This is a genomic window from Rheinheimera sp. B2H12 (assembly GCF_059620065.1).
On the sequence record NZ_CM184363.1, the window covers coordinates 1,135,700 to 1,152,552 of the forward strand.

General features: G+C 52.9%; 20 protein-coding genes. 6 read left to right on the forward strand and 14 right to left on the reverse strand.

What is annotated here, in order from left to right:
• Positions 1-24: 24 nt before the first annotated feature.
• Positions 25-774 carry a CsbD family protein gene (locus AC53GJ_RS05075; RefSeq protein ID WP_496731450.1) on the reverse strand — a complete coding sequence of 250 codons (750 nt, stop codon included), beginning with the start codon at positions 772-774 and terminating at the stop codon, positions 25-27.
• A gap of 344 nt (positions 775-1,118) precedes the next feature.
• On the opposite strand from AC53GJ_RS05075, the gene AC53GJ_RS05080 reads away from it, so the two are divergent.
• From AC53GJ_RS05080 to AC53GJ_RS05095, 4 genes are all read left to right on the forward strand, one after another.
• On the forward strand, positions 1,119-1,577 hold the full coding sequence (locus AC53GJ_RS05080; RefSeq protein ID WP_496731451.1) for a PRC-barrel domain-containing protein: 459 nt from the start codon (positions 1,119-1,121) through the stop codon (positions 1,575-1,577).
• 35 nt (positions 1,578-1,612) lie between these two features.
• Positions 1,613-1,756 carry a lmo0937 family membrane protein gene (locus AC53GJ_RS05085; RefSeq protein ID WP_496731452.1) on the forward strand — a complete coding sequence of 48 codons (144 nt, stop codon included), beginning with the start codon at positions 1,613-1,615 and terminating at the stop codon, positions 1,754-1,756.
• A gap of 131 nt (positions 1,757-1,887) precedes the next feature.
• Positions 1,888-3,036, forward strand: a complete 1,149-nt coding sequence (locus AC53GJ_RS05090; protein ID WP_496731453.1) for an OmpA family protein — start codon at positions 1,888-1,890, stop codon at positions 3,034-3,036.
• An 81-nt stretch (positions 3,037-3,117) separates the two neighbouring features.
• Positions 3,118-3,834, forward strand: coding sequence for a diguanylate cyclase domain-containing protein (locus AC53GJ_RS05095; RefSeq protein WP_496731454.1), 717 nt, complete (start codon positions 3,118-3,120; stop codon positions 3,832-3,834).
• 56 nt (positions 3,835-3,890) lie between these two features.
• Here AC53GJ_RS05095 and AC53GJ_RS05100 read toward each other — a convergent pair whose 3' ends face one another.
• The 3 genes from AC53GJ_RS05100 to AC53GJ_RS05110 all read right to left on the reverse strand — a co-directional run bounded on the left by AC53GJ_RS05100 (position 3,891) and on the right by AC53GJ_RS05110 (position 5,908).
• Positions 3,891-4,694 carry a Crp/Fnr family transcriptional regulator gene (locus tag AC53GJ_RS05100; protein WP_496731455.1) on the reverse strand — a complete coding sequence of 268 codons (804 nt, stop codon included), beginning with the start codon at positions 4,692-4,694 and terminating at the stop codon, positions 3,891-3,893.
• Positions 4,695-4,820: 126 nt separating this feature from the next.
• Positions 4,821-5,552, reverse strand: coding sequence for a Crp/Fnr family transcriptional regulator (locus AC53GJ_RS05105; protein WP_496731456.1), 732 nt, complete (start codon positions 5,550-5,552; stop codon positions 4,821-4,823).
• A gap of 44 nt (positions 5,553-5,596) precedes the next feature.
• Positions 5,597-5,908 (reverse strand): BON domain-containing protein, encoded by a 312-nt coding sequence (locus AC53GJ_RS05110; protein WP_496731457.1) that lies wholly within the window; start codon positions 5,906-5,908, stop codon positions 5,597-5,599.
• 223 nt (positions 5,909-6,131) lie between these two features.
• On the opposite strand from AC53GJ_RS05110, the gene AC53GJ_RS05115 reads away from it, so the two are divergent.
• The gene (locus tag AC53GJ_RS05115; RefSeq protein ID WP_496731458.1) at positions 6,132-6,551 is read left to right on the forward strand and encodes a PRC-barrel domain-containing protein; all 420 of its coding nucleotides are present in this window, start codon (positions 6,132-6,134) and stop codon (positions 6,549-6,551) included.
• Between the two features lie 114 nt (positions 6,552-6,665).
• Here AC53GJ_RS05115 and AC53GJ_RS05120 read toward each other — a convergent pair whose 3' ends face one another.
• From AC53GJ_RS05120 to AC53GJ_RS05130, 3 genes are read right to left on the reverse strand one after another with little or no spacing between them, the layout of a single operon-like run.
• A complete protein-coding gene (locus AC53GJ_RS05120; RefSeq protein ID WP_496731459.1) occupies positions 6,666-7,028 on the reverse strand; it encodes a hypothetical protein in 363 nt (120 codons plus the stop codon).
• Positions 7,021-7,449, reverse strand: coding sequence for a hypothetical protein (locus tag AC53GJ_RS05125; protein WP_496731460.1), 429 nt, complete (start codon positions 7,447-7,449; stop codon positions 7,021-7,023). The genes AC53GJ_RS05120 and AC53GJ_RS05125 overlap by 8 nt, the downstream gene beginning before the upstream one ends.
• Before the next feature lies 1 nt (position 7,450).
• Positions 7,451-7,795 (reverse strand): hypothetical protein, encoded by a 345-nt coding sequence (locus AC53GJ_RS05130; protein ID WP_496731461.1) that lies wholly within the window; start codon positions 7,793-7,795, stop codon positions 7,451-7,453.
• Between the two features lie 377 nt (positions 7,796-8,172).
• Here AC53GJ_RS05130 and AC53GJ_RS05135 point away from each other — a divergent pair, with 377 nt between their 5' ends.
• The gene (locus AC53GJ_RS05135; RefSeq protein WP_496731462.1) at positions 8,173-10,734 is read left to right on the forward strand and encodes a cation-translocating P-type ATPase; all 2,562 of its coding nucleotides are present in this window, start codon (positions 8,173-8,175) and stop codon (positions 10,732-10,734) included.
• On the opposite strand, the gene AC53GJ_RS05140 is transcribed toward AC53GJ_RS05135, so the two are convergent.
• The 7 genes from AC53GJ_RS05140 to dksA form a co-directional block, all read right to left on the reverse strand.
• Positions 10,687-11,412 (reverse strand): ABC transporter ATP-binding protein, encoded by a 726-nt coding sequence (locus AC53GJ_RS05140; RefSeq protein WP_496731463.1) that lies wholly within the window; start codon positions 11,410-11,412, stop codon positions 10,687-10,689. The two genes, AC53GJ_RS05135 and AC53GJ_RS05140, sit on opposite strands and share 48 nt — an antisense overlap.
• The gene (locus tag AC53GJ_RS05145; protein WP_496731464.1) at positions 11,405-12,667 is read right to left on the reverse strand and encodes an ABC transporter permease; all 1,263 of its coding nucleotides are present in this window, start codon (positions 12,665-12,667) and stop codon (positions 11,405-11,407) included. Before AC53GJ_RS05145 ends, AC53GJ_RS05140 begins: the two co-directional genes overlap by 8 nt.
• A complete protein-coding gene (locus tag AC53GJ_RS05150) occupies positions 12,664-13,890 on the reverse strand; it encodes an efflux RND transporter periplasmic adaptor subunit (protein WP_496731465.1) in 1,227 nt (408 codons plus the stop codon). The genes AC53GJ_RS05145 and AC53GJ_RS05150 overlap by 4 nt, the downstream gene beginning before the upstream one ends.
• A 60-nt stretch (positions 13,891-13,950) precedes the next feature.
• Positions 13,951-14,274, reverse strand: a complete 324-nt coding sequence (locus AC53GJ_RS05155) for a chaperone modulator CbpM (RefSeq protein ID WP_496731466.1) — start codon at positions 14,272-14,274, stop codon at positions 13,951-13,953.
• Positions 14,271-15,245 (reverse strand): DnaJ C-terminal domain-containing protein, encoded by a 975-nt coding sequence (locus AC53GJ_RS05160; protein ID WP_496731467.1) that lies wholly within the window; start codon positions 15,243-15,245, stop codon positions 14,271-14,273. The genes AC53GJ_RS05155 and AC53GJ_RS05160 overlap by 4 nt, the downstream gene beginning before the upstream one ends.
• Positions 15,246-15,423: 178 nt before the next feature.
• The gene (gene gluQRS / locus AC53GJ_RS05165) at positions 15,424-16,362 is read right to left on the reverse strand and encodes a tRNA glutamyl-Q(34) synthetase GluQRS (RefSeq protein WP_496731468.1); all 939 of its coding nucleotides are present in this window, start codon (positions 16,360-16,362) and stop codon (positions 15,424-15,426) included.
• A gap of 1 nt (position 16,363) precedes the next feature.
• A complete protein-coding gene (gene dksA, locus AC53GJ_RS05170; RefSeq protein ID WP_068067292.1) occupies positions 16,364-16,813 on the reverse strand; it encodes an RNA polymerase-binding protein DksA in 450 nt (149 codons plus the stop codon).
• Between the last annotated feature and the right edge of the window lie 40 nt (positions 16,814-16,853).

A 16,853-nucleotide genomic window follows, 5' to 3' on the forward strand; every position in this document is an offset into this window, starting at 1 on the left:
CACTGCACTACTTCAGCTGCGGGTTCAGCAATGACACTGATTAATAAAGGTTTTTACCTGTTTGCTGGCAGCATCGTGGCTCAGCGAATACCGCTGCTGCACCAGTTCCGTCAAATTCACTTCATTGCCAGCTGAGGTAATCAGTTCTTTTTCACTGAGTTTCTCCCAGGTGGCTTTGGCCGCCTGGATCTGGCTTGGCCATTTACCGTTAAAAGCATCTTTTTTGGCACCGACTGGCTGGGTACTGTGCAGGTTTTTATCTGCTGCTGCGGTGTTTTTGCTGGCCGCAGTATTTTTATCCGCTGTCGCATTTTTAGCTGGTGCATTGGTTTTGTTGGCCGCTGTGTTTTTATCCGCTGTATTGGATGCGGCTGCCACGGCTTTATTTTGTTCAGAGAACTTATTCATAGAAACCTCGGGCTGAATGGAACAGAGCATAGGTGCCTGAACCTTAAAACCAGTATGGCGTTGCTGTGGCCGTTGGTCGGTGCGCTGGCGCGCATGGCGGCAAATTGCTGCTGTGGTCAGTGGCTGCATCACAACTGGAGCCAGTTTGGCCGGATGGCGACTGAAGCTGTTGCATAACCAGGCCCACCAACTGCGCAGCCTGATGCTGGCTGCAGCTTGACGCTGTTGCAATTGGCCGATCCGCGACAATCGTCGAGGTCTGGCGGGCAGTTGAGGTGATGCAGTGAAGGTGGTTTGATCTTGCAATGGCACCAGACTGTTATAACCGGCTCTGAGCAGTGGGGGGGCAGATGGCGATGAATTCATCACAGTTACCTGAGTAAACCAGCGAAAAAAATCAGACACAAAGTGAGCAAGCTACTTTGTTCCCTTAAAGTTGCCAGGCCCAGGAGCTAGTTGACTCATTGGCCGCACAGTTCAGAGCAATACCCACATTCAACTGCCTTGTCCGTGCGTTGCCGCACAGAGTGCGGGTCTTGTGATGGCCGCTGCACATGGCCGTGCTGGCAGCGTGTGCCAGCGCACAGAAACAACTGACACAGACGGCTAGTTTCAACTGGCAAGCTCAACGTTGCGTTTTCACGTGGCGTTGAGCAGGAGACCGCGACCTGGTGTCGCGACCCCAAAATCTGCCAGCACAGGAGATTCAGATGGCACATTCAGCCTGGTTAAAATCGGTTCGGTCAAAGCATCATCCAGATCCTGTGGCAGCTGCGGCTTCACCCCAGCCCCATGCCGCTGTGGTCAGGTCATTCCTGCAGCCGCTGCCAACTGATTGCTTGTTACTGAAATGTCGTACTTTATTAGGTCAGACTTTGTTGAATCATCATGGTGAAACGATCGGCATGCTGAGCAATATAGTGCTGGATTTACATACTGGCCGCATCAGTTATGCCGTCTTAGCCTTCCCAATCAGTTTAGGTTGCCCGGCCAGATTATTTGCCGTGCCATGGCACGCGCTGGTGCGTTCGGGTGATCAACAACATTTTGTGGTGGAAGTCGAGCGCAGCGAATTGCAGCGTTTATCCGGCTTTGATCCTTTATTGTGGCCAGCCTGTGCCGATCCGGCCTGGCAACGTAAGGTTGATGGTTTTTACAGCAGTAACTGAGTCGGGCTTCGGGCTTGTACAAAAGGAAAATCTCCATGTTAAGAACTCTGGCAATAGTACTGTTGGTGTTGTGGCTGCTGGGACTGTTGTCGCCGTTGGCCATTGGCAATCTGGTGCATACCTTATTGGTGTTTGCGCTGATTTTATTTCTGATTGATTTACTGCAAAACCGGCGCTGACCAGATGGCGCGGCAGGCGTGACTGTCCACCAGTGTGCTGGTGTGACAGGACAAAGAGGGTCGACCCCGTAAGGCGTCAGGGTGAGCGGAACATTGCTGCCCGCCAGATTAGATCACAGAAGGAGTATGTCATGGTCGTTGTAAAGTTTTTAAAACCTGCGGGTTGGTATCTTTCGCTCAGTTGTTTGTGCTGCTGGCAGGGTCAAGTACTGGCGGCAGGCCCAGCGGACTGGCTGGACCGGCCCTGGTATCTTGGGGTCAGTGTCGGAGATAGTCATTTACAACCTGAGCTGATCCCGTTGCAAAATGCCTTGACTCTGCAGGGCGCTACTTTCAGTGACGTCAATTTTAACAGCCATGACACCGGCTATAAAGTGTATCTGGGCACTGTGCTGGGTCAGTATCTGGCGCTGGAAGGCGGTTATTTTAATCTGGGCGAGGTCGATTTTAGCGCCCGCACTCAGTTACCTGCGGCCGGCAGCCCGGATCTGCTGGCCGGCCGATTGAAAAGCCAGGGCCCACTGCTGGATTTACTGGCGATGCTGCCTTTAACCGAGTCCTGGTCACTGTCAGCCCGGCTCGGACTGGCGTATCACAATGTCCGGGCACCGTTATTTTATCCGGCAGCGCTCAATCTGAATGATTTTTCCAGCCAAAAAGATTTTCTGGAATATAAATTTGGCGGTGGTGTGCATTACCAACTGACACCGAGCTGGAGCATGCGGCTGGAACTGGAACATTATCGCCTGGATGACCTGTGGGGCCAGCAAGGGGATTTTAAATTGTTCAGTCTGGGGCTGGCCTATCATTATGGCAACCAGCAAAGTGATTATCAGGTCAGCGCTGCGCCTGAACCTGTGGCGCGCACTGTCAGGACTGAGCCGCCAGCGCCGGTCACAAAAGAGCCTGTGGCGGTGAAAGCCCTGCAACTGGAATTGGCGGATGTGCATTTTAAATTTGACCAGTCCAGTTTAACCGAAAGTGCTAAAAGCATTTTGCAGCAGCATATTGCAGTGCTGAAAAGTCAGCCGGAATTACAGCTGCAAATTGCTGGTTATACCTCCGCCAGCGGTTCGGAGCAGTATAACCAGCAACTCAGTGAGCGCCGGGCTAATGCGGTGCAGCAGTATCTGTTATCCGCCGGTATCAGCGCCAGCCGCCTGACGACTATTGGTTATGGTGAGCAGTCACCGGTCAGTTTTGAAGTCAGCCCGGCGGATCTGCGTTCGGAAGCAGCCAAAGCCAATATGCGGGTGTTGTTCCAGTTTTTATTACAATAAGCAGTTACTCCAGGACAGGGCCGAACAGAGGCTCATTCTGTCTGGTCATTCAGCACCGATGGCGGCAAAGGAAGCAAGCAGATGGTTGAGTCAAAAAAAACGCAGTCTGCAGCGCCTTTGCTGCAGCGTAGCCAGCAACAATTACAGCAGGAAAATGATTCGTTGCAACTGGCGCTGAAGGCGGCGCTGCAGCAAATTGCCACTGAACATCAGCAACTGCTGAAACTGCAGCAAAGCAGTCAGTTTGATCAGCTCACCAATACACCGAACCGGCTGTTATTGCAGGATAGGTTTACCCAGGGATTAAAACAGGCACACCGGCTGGGTCATCAGCTTGGGGTGTTATTTATTGATTTAGACCATTTTAAAGCCATTAACGATACCCTGGGTCATGCTGCTGGCGATGAAGTGCTTAAACAGGTCAGTTTGCGGATGCAACAAAGTATCCGCAGCAGTGATACCGTCTGTCGTTATGGTGGCGATGAATTTGTGTTGTTGTTGCCAGTGCTGGCATCGACGGCGGATGCAGCGGCTATTGCCGCTAAAATTATTCAGGCCGTGGCCCAGCCGATGCAAATTGACGGTCAGTTGTTAACACTAAGCCTGAGCCTGGGAATTGCCTTGTATCCGGCCGATGGTGACAGTATGGCGGCACTGACGGCGGCGGCCGATCAAGCCATGTATCAGGCTAAGGCATTGGGTGGCAGCTGTTTTATTTTTAGTTTCAGCCCGCACAGCGCGCCACCGTTATTGGCGGATGCCCGCACTGCGAAGCAGCGCAATGTGCTGCCTGACTGACGTCGCGACAGGACAACGCCACTGTGGGCGCGTCATTTTGCCAATGGCAGCTCAGTTTAAACCTTACTGGCCGTTCTGCTGCCGGCTGAATTCTGCGTTAAAGTTTTGTGTGGCGGGCTTGGGTGGGCTGTTTTGTCGCGGGCCTGAATGTGCTGATCTGGCATCAATCGTTCTGATTCTTGTTTCACCACGGCGTAACATTCACAACAATGGCTTTCCAGTAAACTGCGATTAGTGACTTCAATATGCCCGCGGCTGTAATTAATCATCCCCATCTTTTGCAGCTTGCCAGCGGCATCAGTGACGCCTTCGCGCCTGACGCCCAGCATATTGGCAATCAGCTCCTGGGTCATGTCCAGATGATCCAGTGGCAGTCGATCGATGGATAATAACAACCAGCGACACAACTGCTGTTCAATGCTGTGATGCCGGTTGCAGACTGCGGTTTGCGCCATCTGGGTCAGCAGCACCTGACTGTAACGTAACAACAGAAACAGCAGGGCGCCATGGCGGTTAAATTCATCTTTTAACCGCTGACCGAATAAGCGGTAGGCAGAGCCTGCGCTTTGCACCACAGCCCGACTGGTGGTGCTTTCGCCGCCCATAAAGAGGGCGACTCCGACCATGCCATCGTTGCCAACTACAGCAATTTCCGCTGAAGCGCCATTTTCCATCACATATAACAATGAAATAATCGAATCGGTCGGAAAATAGACATAACGCAGTTTAGAGCCGGCTTCGCTAATCACCTGGCCCAGTTCCAGTGGCACCAGTTCCAGGTGCGGGAAAATCCGCTGTTTAACTTCATCGGGAAGTTTTCTTAATAAATAATTAGCTTCAGGTTGGTGCGCAGTTGTCATCAGAAAGTCCATGTTCAGTGAAGTAAACCCAGCGTTACAACATCCAGTATAAGGACAAAAATTCCTGACAGTGTGCGCTGGCGCACAAAGGCCCGGATTTGTTGACCATAGCATTATTTTGGCGGCTTAGTTCAGTAATAACGGCAAATAACAGCCACAACTGCGTTGTAATAAACCTGGACGATCGAGGATTTGCAACTGGCCACGCTGATAGCTGATCAGGCCATGCAGTTGCAGATCTCCGGCCGCCACCGTAATACTGCTGCGCCGCACGCCCAGCATATCGGCCAGAAATTGCTGGGTCAGATAGAGTTGCTGCTGTTGATAACGATCCTGACTCATCAGCAACCAGCGCGCCAGTCGTTCCTCGACCTGATGGAAGTGGGCGCAAATGGCATTCTGGCTTTGCTGTGTCAGCAATTGCAGCAGATAACGCTGGATGGCCGGCTGTAGCGGCCCGCCAGATGTGATGCTGCCAGGCTGCAACTCAGGCTGCTGCAGGTGTTGTTCCAGTACAGTCACCGGCATCTGCCAGGCAAGACCGGCGCCTTGCACTATCGCTTGCAGCGGCACCTGCCGGCTTTGCAGTAACAAGGTTGCACCTAACATGCCTTCAAAGCCAATCAGTGCCATTTCCAGCGGCGGATGGCCGGGTAATTTGGCCAGCAATGAAATAAAGCTGGTCAGCGGGAAATAGACAAACTGATAGGCTTGCTCTGGCAGGCACAACTGTTCAGCAAACTGCAAGCTGACCAGCTGGCATTGCGCCAGTAGCTGCTGTTGCACTTCAGGCGTTAAGGTGGCCAACAGTCTGTTGGTCTGAGGTGGCAGGTAGCTGAGTGGAATCGGGGCTGGCATGGCGGATCCTTATCTGGCAAAGCACGGCGAATACCACAAGCGGTTTATTTCACCCGCATATCATTTTTGACGGTACTGACGCCGCTGATAGCGCGGGTCAACCGCATCGCGGTGTCGATATCCTGTTGTGAATTGACAAAACCACTGAGCTGCACTTCACCTTTAAAAGTCTCTACATTTATTTCGGCGACACTGAGGGATTTCTCGCCAAGAATGGCGGCTTTAACGCGGGCTGTCAGCACCGAGTCATCCATATACTCACCTGTACCTTCCCGGTGTGCACCTGAACTGCAACCCAGTTGTGGCAATAAACTAAACGCAAGCAGACAGGCAGTAACGAGTTTGAGGCTAGACATGATCATTTCCTTTTCGGTTAAGTCGTCAGGCCCAGTGTAGTGATCAGAAACTGCAGCAACAGTGCGCTGCCGCACTCAGGGTTGTCAGCGTGCGGGCAGTGACAGCTTTGTGTTATGCCGAACAGATCTGTGCAGATGGATACTGCAGACTGGGTTGTGTCACTCCGACATCAGGCTTGTCGCCATGCTGTGGCCAGAGCCGTTCAACCATTGAGGAACTGTGATGAATTATCATGATCGCGATATTTACGGCATGTACAAAAATCCACAATTTGCCCAGCCTTTGCTGACGCAAGGACCAGGACCGCACCTGATGGGAGCGGAAACCCTGATTGGTAATGCGGTTGTCAATCAGCAAGGCGATGCGCTGGGTGATATCAAGGAAATTATGCTGGAAGTGGAAAACGGCAAAGTTGGTTATGCCGTGTTGTCCTTTAGCACTTATCTTGGCCTGAGTGAGAAATTATTTGCTGTGCCATGGCATGTGTTAAAACTCGATACCATCAATCGCTGCTTTGTGCTGGATGTGGCGCTGGAAAAACTGAAAATGGCACCAGGTTTTGATAAAGGCCATTGGCCAGATATGAAAGATCTGGATTGGGAACGGACAGTGCATAATTACTATGGCAGCAAACTGAACTAACAGGGCTGCTTGCAGCATGAAAGTGGCAGTATAAAAAAGACCCGCGCTGTCCTGATCAGGTGAGCGCGGGTTTTTATTTGACCAGTGGATAATGAGGGCTGGACTCTGGAGTGGCTAGTCAGCCTTTCGTTGCTCAGCCTTTGTGATTGCTGTGACCGGCTGAGGGCTAAAGAGTAATAGTAACTGACTGAATTTAAATAACATCAACAGAGCCGGCCACCAGGGTTTAGTCGCTATCCTGCTGTGCTCTGTGGCTGTGACCTGCGGTTGCACCTTCGGCGGAGATAACGCGCCAGCCGATAGTGGCGGCCGCAGCATCAACCACAGCAAAGTGGTGCCGGCCAGCAGAAAAAATGCCGGCGTCTGCCATTCGGCCCGCAGTTGCTGGCTGCGTTGCCGGCGTTGCCAGCGGATCTGCGTCAGTTGTTGCTGTTGCTGCCGGATCTGGGCCGGCAGTTGGGACTGCATGTTAAACATCAGGTGGACTCCCGTTGGGTGGGGCAGCAGCCAGTTGCTGTAAGCTGGCGACAGTCGCAGGAAAACGTAAATACTGACTTTGCCGGCGGATTGCCCTGAGGCAAAACAGTAACAATGCCAGCTGTAACACCAGTAACAATGCCAGACTTTGCCAGTCAGACCAGCCAAAAAAGTTCAGCAGTTGCCAGCACAGCAGTTGTAATAATAACCAACTGCCAAGCACGGCCGTACTGGCCAGCAGGGTCAGTAGCCAAATGGCCGTCAGACTTTGCGCGGCGAGTTGGGTTTCCAGCGCCAGCAACTGACATTGCTGTTGGCATTGTTGTCGCACTAAGTGTAACCAGTCGCTGGCATCTGCCAATAAGCCCTTGCCAGCGACAGGGGCTGAGCTGGTGGTTGTCGGCTCAGTGGTGCTGTTCATGTTATTCCACTGATTTGTGATGGCGGGATTTCAGCAGCCAGCTCAGCACAAAGCCGGATGCAACCGCAATCCCAAGCACTGTGGCAGGTCGTTGCTGCAATTGCTCACGCAGTGCCGCAGTCATTTTTTGTCCGCTGGCGCTGAGTTGACTCGCTCTGAGATCAAAGTTTTCCACGCCATGGCCAGCGGCGGTCGCTAACCTGTCGACTGTGCTGTGTGCTTTGGCACTGAACTGGTCGATCGCCGGATGGATTGCGTCCGATGCTTTATTAATCGCTTCATTAATACCGGCATGCTCGGCCGGATGCGTAGTATTGCTTTTTGCGCTTTCACTGAATGTAGACATAAAAACCTCAGCTCTGTGGTGACGTCGCTTGATTGCGGTGACAGAACAGCGTCAGTCTGGCAGCTTGCTTTGCTTGCTTCAGTGCGCTGGCGCACGCGATGCCCGGAGCTATGTAGGTTGATGTCGTACCAGCTTTACCAATTTTGCAACTTCGTTGGCAAATATGCCCGGGTTTTGTGGTTGGCCAGCGGATCTATCTGGATAAAGACCGCGCTGTGTACGATGTCGTACAGATGCTGTTCTCCGGGGCCCTGAAGATAAAGCTTCGCTAGATACCGCAGCATTTATCGCTGCTGCGTGCTGTAAAACAGGCCTGACCCGACCGTCGGGAACCATTGCACTATGCATCGCCCTTGTGTTCCTGGAGGTAAATAATAATGACAAAACCTATCGATAGCGCTGCAGGTTTGAGCCAGTTGGAAGCGCAACAACGTCTGAACACGGAGGGGCGTAATTTACTGCCGTCGACCAAAGCGCGTTCCTGGCTGGCTATTGGCTGGACCATCCTGCAAGAGCCGATGTTTATCCTGTTGTTGAGTTGCGGTGGTATCTACCTGCTGCTTGGCAGCCCGCAGGATGCTTATATTTTGCTGGGATCTGTGGTGATCATCATGGGAATGAGTTTGGTTCAGGCGCATAAAAGTGAAACTGCGCTTGAAGCGCTGCGCGATCTGTCCAGTCCACGGGCTTTAGTACTGCGGGATGGTCAACCACAGCAAATTCCGAGCTCTGATGTGGTACACGGTGACGTGATTATGCTGGCTGAAGGCGAGCGGGTTCCGGCGGATGCGGTGCTGGTAACAAGCCAGCATATCACCATGGATGAATCGTTACTCAGTGGTGAATCTGTCCCGGTCAGGAAGGTGGCAAGCCAGCAAATAGCTACGGTCATGCGACCGCCAGGTGGTGAGGATAGCGCTTTTTTATATGCCGGCTCTTTGGTTGTGCAAGGTTCAGGCAAAGCTGTGGTGCTGGCCACAGGTGAAAACACCACCCTGGGTCGGATTGGTCATGCGTTATTGACGCTGGAGGATGAACCCAGCCATTTGCAACTGGAAACCTCCCGCGCAGTCAGAATAGTGGCGATCTGGAGCACAGCGCTGGTGGTGGTGCTGACCCTCTGGTACGGCATGTCACGCGGCGACTGGCTGAACGGCATTCTGGCTGGGCTGACGATGGCGATGTCACTGTTACCGGTCGAGTTACCGCTGATCCTGACGATTTTTCTAGGGCTTGGAGCCTGGCGGATGGCCAAACAACAGGTGCTGACACGGCGTATTGCTGCTATTGAAATGTTGGGCGCTGCAACTGTGCTTTGCGTTGATAAAACAGGGACTTTAACCCAAAACCGTATGGCGGTAGCACAGCTGATTGTTCATGACGAAGTCTATATCTGGCCGGATGCTGCGGCGCAGCCTGCGGATATGCAGACGACGTTGCCGGAAGCTTTTCACCAAACCCTTGAATTTGCCATGTTATCCAGCCACCGCGAGCCCTTTGATCCGATGGAAAAAGCCATTCTGCAAGCTGGGAACACCGCCCTTGCCGGCAGCGAGCATCTGCATCAGAACTGGACATTGCTGGAAGATTATCCACTGTCGCCAGCGTTATTGGCCATGTCCCGTGTCTGGCAGTCGCCCGACCTGACCGATTATGTGATAGCAGCAAAAGGCGCGCCAGAAGCCATTTTCGATTTATGCCATCTGTCGACGGCGCAGATCGCACAGCTGACTGCACAGGTGGATCAGGTGGCTGCGCAGGGATTTCGGCTGCTGGCGGTGGCACAAGCGTCATTCCGGCCGCAAGAGTTACCAAAGATCCAGCATGATTTTGCGTTTAGTCTGCTTGGACTGGTGGCACTGGTTGATCCATTGCGGCCAACAGCAGGCGCAGCTATTGCACAATGCCTGACGGCAGGTGTTCGGGTGATGATGATGACCGGCGATTATCCGGCCACCGCACTCAACATTGCCACTCAAGCCGGGCTTGATACCCAGGGCGGTGTGGTGACAGGCACAGAGATTGAAGCGCTGAATGACCATCAGTTGCAACAACGATTAAGCAGTGCCAATGTGTTTTGCCGGCTACAGCCTGAGCAGAAGTTGCGATTGGTCACTGCACTGAAGCAGAACGGCAATATTGTGGCGATGACCGGCGATGGCGTTAACGATGCTCCAGCCCTGAAAGCTGCCCATATTGGCATCGCGATGGGCGGACGCGGCACCGATGTCGCGCGCGAATCTGCCGCCCTGGTCTTACTCGATGACGACTTCGGCTCCATTGTGACTGCGGTGAAATCAGGCCGGCGTATTGTCGATAACATCCGTAAAGCGGTGGTGTTTGTGGTAGCGGCGCATATCCCCATTGCTGGCATGTCAATGTTGCCGGTGATGCTGGGCTGGCCATTGATTTTGCTGCCGGTGCATATTGTGTTCTTTGAATTGATGATCGACCCAACCTGTTCCATTGTGTTTGAGGCTGAGCCTGCTGAAGCCAATCTGATGCAAAGACCGCCCCGCGGCAGTGATGAAAAAATTTTCAACAAAGCGTTGCTGCTGTTGGGGTTCACGCAGGGGGGAGCGCTGTTGTTGGTGCTATTGGTGGTTTATCTGACCGCGCAATGGGCTGCCTTGCCAGAACCCCAGGTCAGAGCATTAACTTTTAGCGCGATGATTGTGGGTGATATCTGGCTGATTTTTTTGAATAGAGCAGGGGCGTTATCCTTGTCCCGCGCCTTCACCTTGCCCAATCCAGCCTTGTGGTGGGTGCTGCTCAGTGGTCTGTTAATGCTTGGACTGGCGCTATTTTTGCCATTGATGAACAGATTATTCCGCTTTGAGACGCCGGAGCTGGCTCATTTAGCGCTGACGGTGATGGTCGTAAGCGCCAGTTTATGGCTTTTTGCATGGCTGATCAGAAGCAATGCAGCCATCCACTAAGGTAATAATCCGATCGCAACGTTTTGCCAGCCTTGGATCATGGGTGACGATTAAAAAGCTGGTGCCGCTCGATTCATTCACTTGTCTTAATAAATCAAAAATGGTGTCGGCCGATTGGGTATCCAGATTGCCGGTCGGTTCATCGGCAAGCACCAGTGCCGGTTGCATGATTAAAGCTCGGGCAATGGCAACACGTTGTTGTTGGCCGCCTGATAAATCGTTGCTCAGCTGATCCGCCACCTCGGTTAAACCAACCTGGGCAATTAATAATTCGGCCCGTTTGCGCATATCCGGGTTGGGGTAACCTTGTGCCGCTAATAGCTGCAGCATCACGTTTTCGGTAGCAGTAAATTCGGCCAGTAAATGGTGAAATTGAAACACAAAGCCGATGGCACTGGCGCGTAATTGGGTCAGCGCAGTGTCGTCCAGTTGGGTGGTCGCAATGCCGGTGATCTGAAGCTCGCCGGAGCTAGGTTTGTCTAATAAGCCAATCAGGTTGAGCAAGGTACTTTTACCAGAGCCTGACGGACCTATCAGTGCAACAAACTCACCACGAGCCAGGGTTAAATCCACTCCGTGTAACACTTCGGTGTCAGCCGATGCTGCAACATGATAAGACTTGTGAATGTCTTTCAGTTGCAGGGTGATGGCTGCAGTGTGATTCACTTTGTTAGCCACGGATAGCCACCGCCGGATCCAGCCGCGCTGCTTGCAGCGCCGGAAACAGTGCCGCCAGTATCCCGACCAACGTCGCGCCTACTGCTGCATACAGCAATAACATCGGGTCAAAATCAATCACAAACATTGCTGTGCCGTCGGCATTCACCGCGCTGCGACGCCAGGCTTGCAGAAACAACCAGCCGACACCGGCACCCGCGACTGAACCTGCCAATCCCATCAGTGCACCTTGCAGTAAAAACAATCGCAGAATTTGCCGGCGGGAAGTGCCGGTGGCGCGCAAAATCCCGATGACTTTGGTTTTTTGTACCACCGATACCAGCAAGACACTGGCAATTCCTAACGCCGCCGTTAAGCCGACAAAAAAACGAATAATGGTATTGGACATCGACTGCGCCGCCAGCGCACTGAAAAACTGGGCGTTACTGCTGATCCAACTTTGCGCCTCTAAACCGGTTTGAGTTTGCAACTGCTGTGCTATCAGTTCGGCCTGAAAAGGCTCATGTAGATTCAGCTCTAAACTGGTGACGCCACCTGCTAAATTCAGCAAGCTTTGTGCGGTGCGCAGCGCGATAAAGACTACACGCGAATTTTGGCCGCGACTGCCAAAATCGAAAATACCGCGAATGGTTAACATCGCTGCCGCCCCTGAGGCTGTCTGTAAGTGCAGCTTATCGCCGGTCCAGACTGCGAGATCTGTTGCCAACTGTGCGCCGATAACGATCTCGGTACCGGTCAGCTCAACGGAACCCGAAATAAGTTTGCTGCCAAGTGCAATCAGCCGTAAATAATTTTCGGGTTCTATCCCGGTGATGTTGACAGCATTACTGGCATCACCACGAACAACAAAGGCTGAGCCGGCCACTACGGGCGCAACCACAGTGACAGATGACATCTGTGCAAGTTGCCGCCGCACTTTCTGCCATTGATCAATCGATTGTAACCGTTGCGCCCGCGGCTGGATCCGCCTGGCTACGAACCTGCTGCCGTTGTAGCTCTGTGTGCCAGGCAAAACCCTTTGGTCTGGATAGTGCAACACATGTGCCACGGCTTTGGGTGGCAACATCACAATTTGCGCCTGAAAGTCCAGCGTGCGGCGAAACAGATTTGCTTGCAAACCACTGATCAAGGACGAAATAAACACAATCACTGAGACACCAAGTGCAACCCCTGACACAATCAACAGCGTTTGCAGCCGGGCCTGGCGCATAAAACGGATTGCCACAATCCACTCAAACGGCAACAGCGGATTCATCGCTGTGCCACCAGCGTCACCCGCACATGCTGGCCGGCTTGAATGAATGTTTCGGATGGCAGAATCACGGCTTCACCTGGGCTGAGGCCACTGAGGACTTGCAGCATATTATCGCCCCGTAAACCCAGGCTCACCATTTGACGTTGGGTGTGCTGATCACGCACGACTAACACCCAGGGGGTCGGCCCACTGGGATCACGCAGCGCGGCTGTTGGGATCAGCAAGGCGCGGTCGCTGCTGGCGGTGGCGATATCCACGGACACCGTCATATCCTGGCGTAAATAGGGCGGTGGTTGCAGAACCCGCAGCTTGATTTCAACTGAACCGCGTGATGGGTTGATCCCAGGATTGATATAAATCACTTCCGCGCTAAAACGCTCCTCAGCATAAGCATCTGCCGAAGCCAGGGCCAATTGACCAATCGCCAGTTTTGCCAGATTTTTTTCGTCGATTTGCACCACCAGTTGAGTTTCTCCCAGCGCGGCCAGCACCATTAATATTTTGCCTGGTTGCACAATATCGCCCGGCTCCACACTTCGGCTGATCAGAGTACCGGCAGCGACGGCGCGGATGGCTCCCTGTTGCAGTCTGACTTGAGCCAGTTTTAAACTGGCTTGTGCCTGGGCAAGGGTGGTTCGCGCCAGCGTTGCGGCACTGCCATCGGTTTGATTGGTTGCTACCTGGCGTTTGGCGGAGTTTAATTTGCTGTCGGCAATGGCCAGATTGCGAACTGCGGTTTCCAAATCGGCTTGAGTGAGATAATTCTGCCCGGTTAATTGGCGAATTCGCAGCAGTTGTTGGCGAATTTGGCTGGCATCTGCAGCCGCCTGAATCAAGCCCTCCTGCGCCGCAGGTAATGAAACTTCATGTTGCTGGCGAATACTGGCTTGTGCTTGCGCCACCGATGCCTGCGCCAATACCACATTGGCACGTTCGGCTTTATCCTCCAACTGGATTAAAAGTTGGTTTTGCGCCACTTGCTGGCCTTCCCGCACCGGAATACTGCTGACTCGGCCTGTTGTTTCTGCGGCAACATCGACCCGTTGCGGCCAAACCACCCGGCCACTGGCCACCACAGTCTGCTGCAGCGGGCCCGAGATCACGGCATAACCTAGGACAGGCGTTCCCAAAATAACATTTCGCAGCAGATATAAAGTGGCTGCCACCACAGCGATCAGCGCGAACAGCCACTTGAGCGGTCGAGTTGCTGGTTTTATTGGCATGATGATTCCTTGCGGTGAGTCGGTAAGCCTGTCAGCGACTCCGTTATTTTTTACTCCTTTTTAAGCGGGTGAAATCCTTTCAAGCTGTTGTTTTAATCTGTTATTTTCATTTTTCAATTGATCTATCTCCTCCAGCAGATTGAGCACCAGATAAAGATCGGCCCAATCGATGTCTAAATCGCGATAAAGCCTCGCTGCTTTTTGCACTTTTTGTACGCAGCTCTGCTCAAATAGCCACTGTTGTGGTTCGGCACCAGTGATGGGGATGGCAATCTCATGTTGCACCATCGCCAGCATAGTGGGTTGGCTGACATCGGCACAGCGGCAAAACTCGGCAAAATTCAGTTGAACATGGGCCGAATGAATTTCGATAAAAAGTGTCATGACAGATGACTCCATTGGTGCCGTGGGTCGAAGCCTGAGCTGTCAGCAAGTTGGCGCCACAGCGTTAAACTGCTGTCATTCACGGTGGCTGGCATAACAATTTTTAACATTGCTATTAAATCTCCGGCGGTATTGTTCCGTACCAGACCTTTGCCTTTAACCCGCAATCGCTGACCCGCTTGGCTATTGGCTGGGATCTGCAGCTGAATTTTGCCGCCAAGGGTCGGCAGCATTATTTTGCTCCCTAATGCCGCTTCCCAGGGCGCGATCGGCACGGTTAGCAGCAGGTTGTCGGCGTCAAGATCAAACCATGGGTGAGGCAGTAGCCTGATCGTCAAATACAGATCGCCAGCTGCGATATTGCCTTGTGCAGGTACCCCCTGAGCTTTGAGCCGAAGCCGCTCTCCATCACGCATCCCGGCCGGAATTTTTACTTTCAGGGCTTTTTTAAGCACTGGTTGTGCCCGCAGCGAATCCGCGACGGGTAACGCAAATTCAATGTGCTGGGTGCTGTCGGCTAAGGTGTCTTCCAGCATGAGGGGCCATTCGAGTTCAACATCAGCCGCTCTGTGATGATTGATATTGTCATCAGTGGCTTGCTGCTGATGTTGTTGCCGATGCTGCGAGCCTGAGTCACCAAAAATGGCATGAAAAAAGTCGGTGAATGCCTGATTGGATGCAGTCTGTTGGTTGGCAGCAAAACCTTTAGCATGCCTGTTATGACCGGTCTGGCCTTGGCTGTGAAAACCCTGACTGCGCGCTGCGCATAAGGCATCGTATTCAGCCCGTTTTTCTGCGCTGTGTAACACTGCATAAGCTTGGGCAACACGTTTAAATTTTTCGGCGCTATCCGCCAGTTTACTGACATCGGGATGATACTTGCGCCCGAGCTTGCGATAAGCGGTTTTAATCGTTTTGTCATCCGCAGTTGAGTCCACCCCAAGCTCGCGGTAATAATCAATAAACTCCATCGCCGGACCCTAGCTGCAAAAATACCCTGCATGAGCCTAGCAGTGCGACAACCTGGATAGCTGTGCGCTGCCGCACTCAGCCGAACCATGCTTTCGCTAAGCGAATACCAGTGGACAGCTGATGAGTGCTGTCAGCAGAAAGGTTGTTAATGCGCGGAAAATGTATGCCGTCATGCTATCAAGCTGCTGTCGGGCTGATGGGCACTTCACGCTGTTTTGGCACCTGCGCCAGTTGCCAGTGCTGTAAAGCCCAACTGAGTAATTCCTGGCAACCGGCACCGCGTAAGGATTGCGGTGGCGGATGGCCCAGTAAGGTGAGTGCCGCGCAGATGCTGTCGGCACTTGGCTGCTGGCTGATATCGGCGGCGTGATTTTGTTTGCTGAGCTTATGACCAGGCGCAGTCACCGCCAGCGGTAAATGACCGTATTGCGGTGGTTGCCGGCCCAGTAACTGACATAAAGCCTGTTGCCGGGTGGTCATCTCAATTAAATCGGCACCGCGGATCACCTGACCTATCTGCTGATCCAGATCATCCACCACCACCACCAACTGATACGCAAATAAGCCATCACGGCGTTTGATACTGTAATCCTCACGGCAAATGGCCGTCGGGATCTGAATGTCACCAAACACCAGATCGATGAAGTGAGTGGCCACTGCGCCGGTGTGGTTTATTTTTGCAGGATCAGGCCCAAGGCTGCCTGCCGCAATTAAGCGCCAGGCCAGCGGCTCTTGCTGTAACTGGCGGTGACGGCAACAGCCGTCATAACCTGTTGCCAGCTGTTGAATGCGGGCGCGGCTACAATCACAACCATAAATCAGTTGTTGTTGTCTAAGATCGTCAAAAATCTGCTGATAGCGTGCCAGCCGCTGTGTTTGATAAGTTTCGGTTTGATCCCAATACAAGCCAAATTGCTCTAGTGTCCGCAGAATACTATCGGCGGCACCGGGCTGCACTCGAGTGGTATCAATGTCTTCAATGCGCAGCAGCCATTCGCCGCCATGGGATTTCGCCTGCAGATAACTGCCAAGCGCGGCCACTAAGGAGCCGAAATGCAAAGGGCCGGATGGCGATGGCGCAAACCGGCCCCTGTAGCGGGCAACGTCGATGGTCATATTAACCGCCGAGTTGTTTTTCCTTGATCTCCGCCAGGGTTTTACAGTCGATACACATATCGGCTGTCGGGCGTGCTTCTAAGCGTTTGATACCAATTTCGATACCACAAGTGTCGCAGTAGCCAAAATCGTCATCTTCGATTTTCTGCAAGGTTTTCTCGATTTTTTTCAGAAGCTTGCGCTCACGGTCACGGGCGCGTAATTCCAGGCTGAATTCTTCTTCCTGGGCCGCGCGGTCGACTGGATCGGGAAAGTTGGCTGCTTCATCAGCCATATGGTTTTTAGTACGATCCACTTCTTCCCGCAGTTGCTGACGCCAGGCGTCCAGAATTTTGCGGAAATGTTCGCGTTGCTTCGGGTTCATGTATTCTTCGCCCGGAGCTTCCTGATAAGGGGTGACGCCGGCTAAAGCTAACAGACCCAGTGCTTTATTAGTTTTGCCTTCTGGCATGGTAATCTCCTGTAAAACAGTGCCAAGCAAAAAGATGGCG

What these genes read in the sequence shown, in the direction of transcription:
- AC53GJ_RS05145 (WP_496731464.1), bottom strand. Translation starts at nt 12,667, where the DNA reads ATGAATCCGCTGTTGCCGTTTGAGTGGATTGTGGCAATCCGTTTTATG.
- AC53GJ_RS05075 (WP_496731450.1), bottom strand. Translation starts at nt 774, where the DNA reads ATGAATTCATCGCCATCTGCCCCCCCACTGCTCAGAGCCGGTTATAAC.
- AC53GJ_RS05155 (WP_496731466.1), bottom strand. Translation starts at nt 14,274, where the DNA reads ATGACACTTTTTATCGAAATTCATTCGGCCCATGTTCAACTGAATTTT.
- dksA (WP_068067292.1), bottom strand. Translation starts at nt 16,813, where the DNA reads ATGCCAGAAGGCAAAACTAATAAAGCACTGGGTCTGTTAGCTTTAGCC.
- AC53GJ_RS05130 (WP_496731461.1), bottom strand. Translation starts at nt 7,795, where the DNA reads ATGTCTACATTCAGTGAAAGCGCAAAAAGCAATACTACGCATCCGGCC.
- AC53GJ_RS05095 (WP_496731454.1), top strand. Translation starts at nt 3,118, where the DNA reads ATGGTTGAGTCAAAAAAAACGCAGTCTGCAGCGCCTTTGCTGCAGCGT.
- AC53GJ_RS05120 (WP_496731459.1), bottom strand. Translation starts at nt 7,028, where the DNA reads ATGTTTAACATGCAGTCCCAACTGCCGGCCCAGATCCGGCAGCAACAG.
- AC53GJ_RS05125 (WP_496731460.1), bottom strand. Translation starts at nt 7,449, where the DNA reads ATGAACAGCACCACTGAGCCGACAACCACCAGCTCAGCCCCTGTCGCT.
- AC53GJ_RS05150 (WP_496731465.1), bottom strand. Translation starts at nt 13,890, where the DNA reads ATGCCAATAAAACCAGCAACTCGACCGCTCAAGTGGCTGTTCGCGCTG.
- AC53GJ_RS05135 (WP_496731462.1), top strand. Translation starts at nt 8,173, where the DNA reads ATGACAAAACCTATCGATAGCGCTGCAGGTTTGAGCCAGTTGGAAGCG.
- AC53GJ_RS05110 (WP_496731457.1), bottom strand. Translation starts at nt 5,908, where the DNA reads ATGTCTAGCCTCAAACTCGTTACTGCCTGTCTGCTTGCGTTTAGTTTA.
- AC53GJ_RS05090 (WP_496731453.1), top strand. Translation starts at nt 1,888, where the DNA reads ATGGTCGTTGTAAAGTTTTTAAAACCTGCGGGTTGGTATCTTTCGCTC.
- AC53GJ_RS05080 (WP_496731451.1), top strand. Translation starts at nt 1,119, where the DNA reads ATGGCACATTCAGCCTGGTTAAAATCGGTTCGGTCAAAGCATCATCCA.
- AC53GJ_RS05100 (WP_496731455.1), bottom strand. Translation starts at nt 4,694, where the DNA reads ATGACAACTGCGCACCAACCTGAAGCTAATTATTTATTAAGAAAACTT.
- AC53GJ_RS05160 (WP_496731467.1), bottom strand. Translation starts at nt 15,245, where the DNA reads ATGGAGTTTATTGATTATTACCGCGAGCTTGGGGTGGACTCAACTGCG.
- AC53GJ_RS05085 (WP_496731452.1), top strand. Translation starts at nt 1,613, where the DNA reads ATGTTAAGAACTCTGGCAATAGTACTGTTGGTGTTGTGGCTGCTGGGA.
- AC53GJ_RS05115 (WP_496731458.1), top strand. Translation starts at nt 6,132, where the DNA reads ATGAATTATCATGATCGCGATATTTACGGCATGTACAAAAATCCACAA.
- AC53GJ_RS05105 (WP_496731456.1), bottom strand. Translation starts at nt 5,552, where the DNA reads ATGCCAGCCCCGATTCCACTCAGCTACCTGCCACCTCAGACCAACAGA.
- gluQRS (WP_496731468.1), bottom strand. Translation starts at nt 16,362, where the DNA reads ATGACCATCGACGTTGCCCGCTACAGGGGCCGGTTTGCGCCATCGCCA.